Origin of the sequence: Viridibacillus soli, assembly GCF_016612995.1 — a bacterium.
Classification (GTDB): Bacteria; Bacillota; Bacilli; order Bacillales_A; family Planococcaceae; genus Viridibacillus; species Viridibacillus soli.
This window is the reverse complement of sequence record NZ_JAEOAH010000035.1, coordinates 65,933-73,140: the sequence shown is the minus strand read 5'-3', so window position 1 is coordinate 73,140 and position 7,208 is coordinate 65,933. Positions and strand designations below refer to the sequence as shown.

The 7,208-nt window shown below is 36.3% G+C and carries 8 protein-coding genes; 6 read left to right on the top strand and 2 right to left on the bottom strand.

Translation table 11 applies throughout. The annotated features are described in order from the left end of the window. Positions 1–58: 58 nt before the first annotated feature. Entirely contained in the window at positions 59–670 is a 612-nt protein-coding gene (locus JFL43_RS17580) for a histidine phosphatase family protein (RefSeq protein WP_200750035.1), read from the bottom strand. Between the two features lie 105 nt (positions 671–775). Between JFL43_RS17580 and JFL43_RS17575 the strand changes: the two genes are divergently transcribed. The 6 genes from JFL43_RS17575 to JFL43_RS17550 all read left to right on the top strand — a co-directional run bounded on the left by JFL43_RS17575 (position 776) and on the right by JFL43_RS17550 (position 5,610). Next, positions 776–1,723, top strand: coding sequence for a hypothetical protein (locus JFL43_RS17575; RefSeq protein WP_200750034.1), 948 nt, complete (start codon positions 776–778; stop codon positions 1,721–1,723). 146 nt (positions 1,724–1,869) lie between these two features. Next, on the top strand, positions 1,870–2,649 hold the full coding sequence (locus JFL43_RS17570; RefSeq protein WP_200750033.1) for a hypothetical protein: 780 nt from the start codon (positions 1,870–1,872) through the stop codon (positions 2,647–2,649). Further along, positions 2,646–3,011, top strand: coding sequence for a GntR family transcriptional regulator (locus JFL43_RS17565; RefSeq protein WP_200750032.1), 366 nt, complete (start codon positions 2,646–2,648; stop codon positions 3,009–3,011). The genes JFL43_RS17570 and JFL43_RS17565 overlap by 4 nt, the downstream gene beginning before the upstream one ends. A 2-nt stretch (positions 3,012–3,013) precedes the next feature. After that, a complete protein-coding gene (locus tag JFL43_RS17560; protein ID WP_200750031.1) occupies positions 3,014–3,724 on the top strand; it encodes an ABC transporter ATP-binding protein in 711 nt (236 codons plus the stop codon). Next, on the top strand, positions 3,714–4,637 hold the full coding sequence (locus JFL43_RS17555) for an ABC transporter ATP-binding protein (RefSeq protein ID WP_200750030.1): 924 nt from the start codon (positions 3,714–3,716) through the stop codon (positions 4,635–4,637). Before JFL43_RS17560 ends, JFL43_RS17555 begins: the two co-directional genes overlap by 11 nt. Next, positions 4,615–5,610: an ABC transporter permease gene (locus tag JFL43_RS17550; RefSeq protein ID WP_200750029.1), complete on the top strand. Its 996-nt coding sequence runs from the start codon at positions 4,615–4,617 to the stop codon at positions 5,608–5,610. Before JFL43_RS17555 ends, JFL43_RS17550 begins: the two co-directional genes overlap by 23 nt. 170 nt (positions 5,611–5,780) lie before the next feature. On the opposite strand, the gene JFL43_RS17545 is transcribed toward JFL43_RS17550, so the two are convergent. Continuing rightward, on the bottom strand, positions 5,781–7,091 hold the full coding sequence (locus JFL43_RS17545; RefSeq protein WP_325166706.1) for a globin-coupled sensor protein: 1,311 nt from the start codon (positions 7,089–7,091) through the stop codon (positions 5,781–5,783). Positions 7,092–7,208 lie beyond the last annotated feature (117 nt).

The window sequence follows — 7,208 nt, the reverse complement described above, 5'->3', positions numbered from 1 at the left end:
AGGTGTTTTCTTATTGTCTCAAAAACGACACTCAGTGCCGTGCGGAAGGGCGGTGTTTTTATTTGAAATGCGTAGTGTCACCGACAATTTTCAAAATAGCTTGTCCATCACTATCTATTTCAACAATGGTTAAGCTCGTTCCGTGGATAAACGGGGGATTCCATAGTGTATTTAATGGATTTCCTTTGAAATAATTGATAAGTAATTTCTTCACGACACTATGTGTAACGATCAGTATATTGCCATCGCCGTTTGCTTCTATTATTCGTGCTAAAGCTGCAAGAACTCGTTTTTTAACATCATGAAAGCTTTCTCCAGATGCCGGCTGGAATTGCTCCGGTCGCTCGAAATAATCAGCATATTGAGTAGGATAAGTCGCTTCAATATCACTTAAAGTCATACCCTGCCAATCTCCGGTATTAATTTCTCGCAAATCATTATCTAAAATAGTTGTAACATCGCGTCCTTTTAATAGGATTTCAGCTGTTTGTATAGTACGTCCACTTGGACTAATATAGACTGTTGAAAAAGGAATATCTTTTAGTTTATTCCCTAATTTAACAGCGTCTTTCTGTCCTCGTTCTGTTAAAGGAGAGTCGGACCACCCTTGCATTCGCTTCGCTACATTCCACTCTGTTTGTCCATGTCTTGTGATGTATAAAGTAACCAAAAAGCTCACCCTCTCACGATTATTCTTTTAGTTTACCAAATTAAATGAAACTATTTTAGATATTTTTCGTATGTTAATTAAAGGTAAAATTGGAGGGCTAAATATATGCTGCAACAGCTAGATTATCGACATGCAGAATTGAAGCTTGAGATGAATAAAAGGGATAAAGTTTTGCGCCGTCAAAAAGCGCTTCAAGAGCAGCTTGAGGAGACGGGAAGACGAACAGAACTATATTGTAGAAAGTTACAAAAGGAAACAAAAGATGTTGATAAATTAGATCGCTTTTCATTTTTGAATATGTTCAGAACTTGGACAGGCAAGCAGGATGAGATTCGTTTAAAGGAATTATCTGAAATGACAGCAGCTGAAGCGAAATGGCGTGAGGCTGAGAAAATGGAAGAGGCCTTACAAGTGGATTTAGTAGACATACAAACAGAACTCAATAATCCATACTGGCAAGATATTGATGAAAGATGGCAGGCGATTATTAAGGAAAAAGAAGATTGGATTTTCAAAAATAATTTACCAGAGTGTCATACATTAGGGGGATTGTACGAGGAGCACACTTTATTAACGACTTTACAACGTGAAATGGAAGAGGCGTTAAAGGCAGGAGGCGTAGCAAAACGATCGCTACAGTTTGCACTGAAACGATTAGATAGCGCAAAAGGATACTCAACATGGGATACGTTTTTAGGTGGTGGTTTTATCGCGACAGTTTTAAAGCACGGTGAATTAGATGATGCTGAAAATGCGATCCATAAAGCACAAGTTGCATTACAAACATTCCAAACCGAGTTATTAGATGTAAAAGAAGTACAAGCTGAAAGTTTACAAGTTGAGCGCGGTTCATTCATTACATTTGCAGACTATGTTTTTGATGACATTTTCTCAGAATGGTCATTGCATTCACGTATTAAATCATCACAGGAGCATGTAGAACGAACATTAAATCAAGTCATTGTGACTTGTGGGGAGCTTGAACATCGTCTAGTAATGATAGAGAAAAAAGTAAAGCAAATACAACAGGAGATTGATGCTATTTTAGAGTAATTTTTCACTGCTACAACAAGGTGTGACATGTGTAGTGAAATAGATGATGGACAACTATTTGGAAAATAATTTACAAAAATACTTGCATTTTATTTTTTATATAGTGTACTATATAACTAGTACACTGGAATGCATGAGGGATATTTATGGGGAAATGGAAAGGCCTATTTCGTAGAGAATGGCTATTGTATCATTCTTGGATATGGGGATTTATATTAGCAATAGTAGTAACGATTTTTCTTGTATCAGCAGGGATTGCTAAGGTATTTGGTTTAGAAGAAAACTATTTAGACATTGCACTTATATTGACTGCCATATGGATATTCGCGCAATGCTTCGTCGTCACTACACAATTTTGTATGAGTCTAAACCAAGATGCGAAGCGAACAGATGTATGGTTACATACGCCTGCTACAACAAATCAGTTGTTGAGCGCTAAAATTATGTTCAGCTCAGTATTTACGATAATTGTGTTACTTGTAACGGAAATAATTGGTATAATTTTACTTGTAGTTAATAATGACATGGAACTAGGCGCAATACTCCAACTCGGTACTGTGATATTCATGTTATTTGCCTTAAATTCATTATTCTCGTTCGTAGTCGTATTGCTGTTTTGGATATTCTATATGAAAATCAAACCGTTTACAGGAAATTTTGCTGGTTTTATTACAGTTATTGTTGGGATTACAGTGACTGCACTTTGGTCGAATATGATGGGGTTAACATGGGTGAAGAAATGGACCAATATCATGGAAATTCCAGCAGCTACAGTGCAGAGAATATTGCCAAAAATTAAAGAAGTACCCGGCACTATGGAGATTCAGCCTGTATATATAGGAAGTTTTTTATTTTATGCCATTGTGACAATTCTCTTCTACGTTATAGCACTAAAGTGGTTTGACCGAGGAGTGGAGCAACGATGACAATGGATTTCATGAAAGACAAGCCAATTTATCAACAGCTCGTAGATCTTATATGCGGTGATATTATTCGTGGAAGTTTAAAGCCAGGTGATCGTCTTCCGTCAGTTCGGGAATATGCTGTTGAAGCTGGGGTGAACGCGAATACAATGCAGCGTGTATACAAGGAGTTGGAGCAAATGGATATTACGGAAACGAAGCGTGGCCAAGGTACATTTGTAACGGAAAATCGTGAACGACTGGCGGAACTACGCGAAGAGACGATGCTAGGCTTAGTTGAAAGCTTCATTCACAATATGGAATCATTAGGCTTTACTCAAAGGGAAATGATTGAAGTATTGCAGTCAAAGGAACGAGGTGAGTAAGCATGATTACAGTTGAAGGTATTGCAAAAAAGTATGGCAAAAATTCAGTGTTAGAGGATGTTTCCTTTACGATTCCAAAGGGGAAAATTATCGGATTAGCTGGTGAAAATGGCAGCGGTAAATCAACTGTTTTGAAAATCATTGCAGGTGTTTTGGAATCTTCGAATGGCAGTGTGAAGTTAGATGGCACTGAAGTAACGAGAAGAAGTGCAGAGCGTATTGCTTACTTACCGGACTTAGATTTGTTTTACCCTTACTTTACAGGAGAAGAATTATTCCACTATTACGGCTCACAGTTTGATGATTTTCATTATGACAAAGCTTGCATTGTCGCACAGTTTTTAAATATTCCATTAGATGTGAAGATAAAGAAAATGTCTAAAGGTAATCGTGGGCGAGTGAAAATGGCAGCCACTTTAGGACGCGAAGCAACTTATTATTTGATGGACGAACCGTTTTCTGGTTTTGACCCACTCGTACGCGAAGATCTGATCAAAGGACTAATTCAATTTACGGATCCTGAAACACAGTCGATTTTCCTTTCTACACATGAAATCAGGGAGGTAGAGCCTTTGCTTGATGGCATCATTGTTCTACATAACGGAAAAATTGTGGCACAAGAGGAAATCGAGAATATCCGTGAAGAATACAATCAAGACACTGTTACATGGTTAAAAAAATTATTGAAAGAAGGTGACAAAGTTGAACAATAAACCAATTGTTGAACTGAAAAATTTATCGAAGAATATTAAAGGTAAAAAAATTATTCATGACTTGAATTTGGCTTTGTATCCAGGTCAAATTACGGGCTTTTTAGGACCGAATGGGGCAGGGAAAACGACAACAATCCGTATGATGGTAGGGCTTATGAAGCCAACTAGTGGAGATATTCTCATCGATGGCCAATCTATACAAAGTCATTTTGAGGAAGCTATTAGTAAAGTAGGCGTTATAGTCGAAAACCCAGAGATGTATAAATACTTAACAGGTTATAAAAATCTAGAACATTTTGCACGTATGAATAAAAACGTGTCAAAAGCGCGTATTGATGAAGTTATTCGTCAAGTCGGCTTAGAAAAACGTATTCATGAAAAGGTATCGACGTACTCATTAGGGATGCGTCAACGCTTAGGGTTAGCGCAGGCATTGCTGAATAAACCTAAGTTTTTAATACTAGATGAACCAACAAATGGTTTGGACCCTGCAGGGATTCGCGAATTCCGTAACTACTTACGTAAAATTGCGGAGGAGGATGGTGTCGCTGTTTTCGTATCTAGTCACTTACTCTCTGAAATTGAGTTAATGTGTGACAGAATTGCAGTTATTCAAAATGGAAAACTTATTGATATGCGCGAAATGAATACTAATGAGCAGCCACATTACTATATTGAAGTAGAATCCAATGCTAATATCACAACAATCTTCGCTGATGCAGGTATTGTTTATGAACAGCATGAAAAGGGATGGCTAGTACAGGCTGAAAAAAAACAAATTCCAGCAATCGTGCAGTCATTGGTTGCAAGGGATATCAATATTTATGCAGTGAATCCTTATCATAAAACATTAGAAGATCAATTCTTAGAAATGACAGGAGGTGGCCAGATTGCTGAAACTAGTTCAAAATGAGTGGATGAAATTATGGCGTAAAAAAGCCACTTGGATCATGTTAATTATGCTTGTACTATTCACAATTGGTACGGCCGGGATCATGAAGTGGGTTTCAAACTCTGATTTTGGTGATTCAACTGGAGGGAATGTGTCCGTAAAGAAAGTTGATGGTGGAGAAAAAGCTCCAGAATTGACTTGGCAAGAAGTAGAAAAGGCTAATATTGCAGAGAAAGACAAAATGCTTAAGGAAGATGGTTTATCTAAAGCAGACAAGGAAGAATGGAACAAGCAAAAAAGCATTTCAGAATATCGTTTAAAAAAAGACCTTCCACCTGATAGTGAAATGACTAGTGAAAGCTTTATGCTAAGTTCTATTAGTACGTTAGCGATAGCAACTATGTTAACAATTGTTATTGCAGCTGGGATTGTAGCAAGTGAGTTCTCTGAAGGAACAATTAAGATGTTGTTAACACGTCCAGTGAAACGTTGGAAAATTCTAACGTCAAAATTATTAACGGTCCTATTATATGGTGTAGCCATGGCTGTAGTTACTTGGATCACATCTTCTATTGTTGGTTTTATACTATTTGATTCTAGTGGTGTTAATTATTTAAAATGGAATGGCGATGAAGTGGTAGAGCAATCAATTTGGATTCGTTCATTGTATTTATACTTACTTTCATCGATTAATATTTTTGTAACTGCGATATTTGCCTTTATGATTGGCTCTGTTTTCCGTTCAAATGCATTAGCAATTGGTATTTCAATGCTCATATGGTTTATGGGTGGTACAATTGTGTTCTTCCTAAAAAATTATGAAATTGTGAAATATTTATTCTTTACGTATACAGATCTAACACAGTTTGCAACTGGTAATGTATTAGTTGAAGGAACAACAATGCCACTTGCTTTTGCAGTATTATCTGTTTACATGGTTATTTTCATGGCTATTAGTTATATTGTTTTCACAAAACGAGATATTACAGCGTAAAAGGAATCAGATAGGGATGGATAAATGATGTCAGAAATGATGTGTATTTTAGCTATCGTTATTGTAGGCATTGTCTTTTTATGCGGTGGCTTCTACGTAATGTGGCAATTTTATCAGAAGTAAAAAGCAGGCTGTTCGCTATGGATCTCATAGTGAACAGCCTGCTTTTCTTATTTTAATTGGCTGGTAATATCAATAAGTTGATCGGATGATGCAGATACTTGGGCAGCGCCTTGACTTAAGTCATCAAGTAGATGAGAAATACTTGTAATATCCCTTGTTGTATTTTCATTTTTTTCTTTTATACCTGCAACAGCTTCAGCGATTATATTAAATGACTGTGAAAGGTCGCTTTGCATTTCAACACCTTTAGAAATTTGAACGTCGACTTCCTTAACGGAGACTGACATGTTCCCGATGTTATTTTCGGTATCTTTAATAAGATGCGAGACATTCTGAACCGCACTTTTCGTTTCTTCAGCTAGTTTACGTACTTCATCAGCTACTACGGCGAAGCCTTTACCATGTTCACCGGCGCGTGCTGCTTCAATTGATGCGTTTAATGCAAGTAAATTCGTTTGGTCAGCAATATCAGTTACTAAATGCACAATTTCAGTGATTTCCTTAGATGATATGCGTAAACGACTCATCGTTTTATCTAATAATGAGACGCTTGATGACATTTTGTTCATCAATTTTGTTTGAGCATCTAACAGCTGTTTGCCACTCTCCGATTTCTCTTGAGTCGATGTGACGAACATTAAACCCTGTTTTGTTGAATGTGCTATGTCGTCGGATTGGTTAGCTAAAGATTGCAGTGAAACCGTTGTTTCTTGGCTAATAGCACTTAGTTCTTCTGCAGTATTTTGAACAGAAATAACTACTGTTTGTTTCATGCCATCCTGTTTTTCACGAATGCGATCTTGTTCATTTTCATAAGCCTCAATGACAAGTTGCTGCTCGAGATTTATTAACTTTGAAAATGTGTCGATTGCTAAAGTAGCCTCTTTTGTACTTAACTCCAAACTATTAACGAAATGAGTGAAAGAGGTCGTTAATGATTGGAATGAGTTAATATACCATTTTGATTGCAAACCTATGCGAACATGTACTTGTGCTATGACCTTACGTTGTTCAATGTAAGCATCATTAATTTGACAATCAAACATTTCTGATAAGTGACGGTTTAATGTGATTTTTAATTTATTAATTGCTGAATTTTTTTGAATGATACCCATTAAATCTGGTGATTGACTGATAGCATCATAAAATTTTTCGACCATTTCACTGATAAGATCTTCTGTTAATGGCTGTAGTTGTTTTAAAATAGCTAAATCTCGCGTTGTTAAATTCAATAATTGGAATTGTTTTTGTATATCTTGATGTTTAGTGACATTTAATGTAACTTGATTGATATACTGATCTGTATGAAAAAATGATTCTTTTTCTTTGCTGTTTCTTCTCATTGTCCAAATTGACACGTGAATTTCTCCATTCTAATTTAAGGGAAGTTTAATGTATGATGATTCTATTTTAGCATTTTTAACGTATGTATAAACGTATTATTTATTTTTTCTGTTAATAATTTAGTAATAATT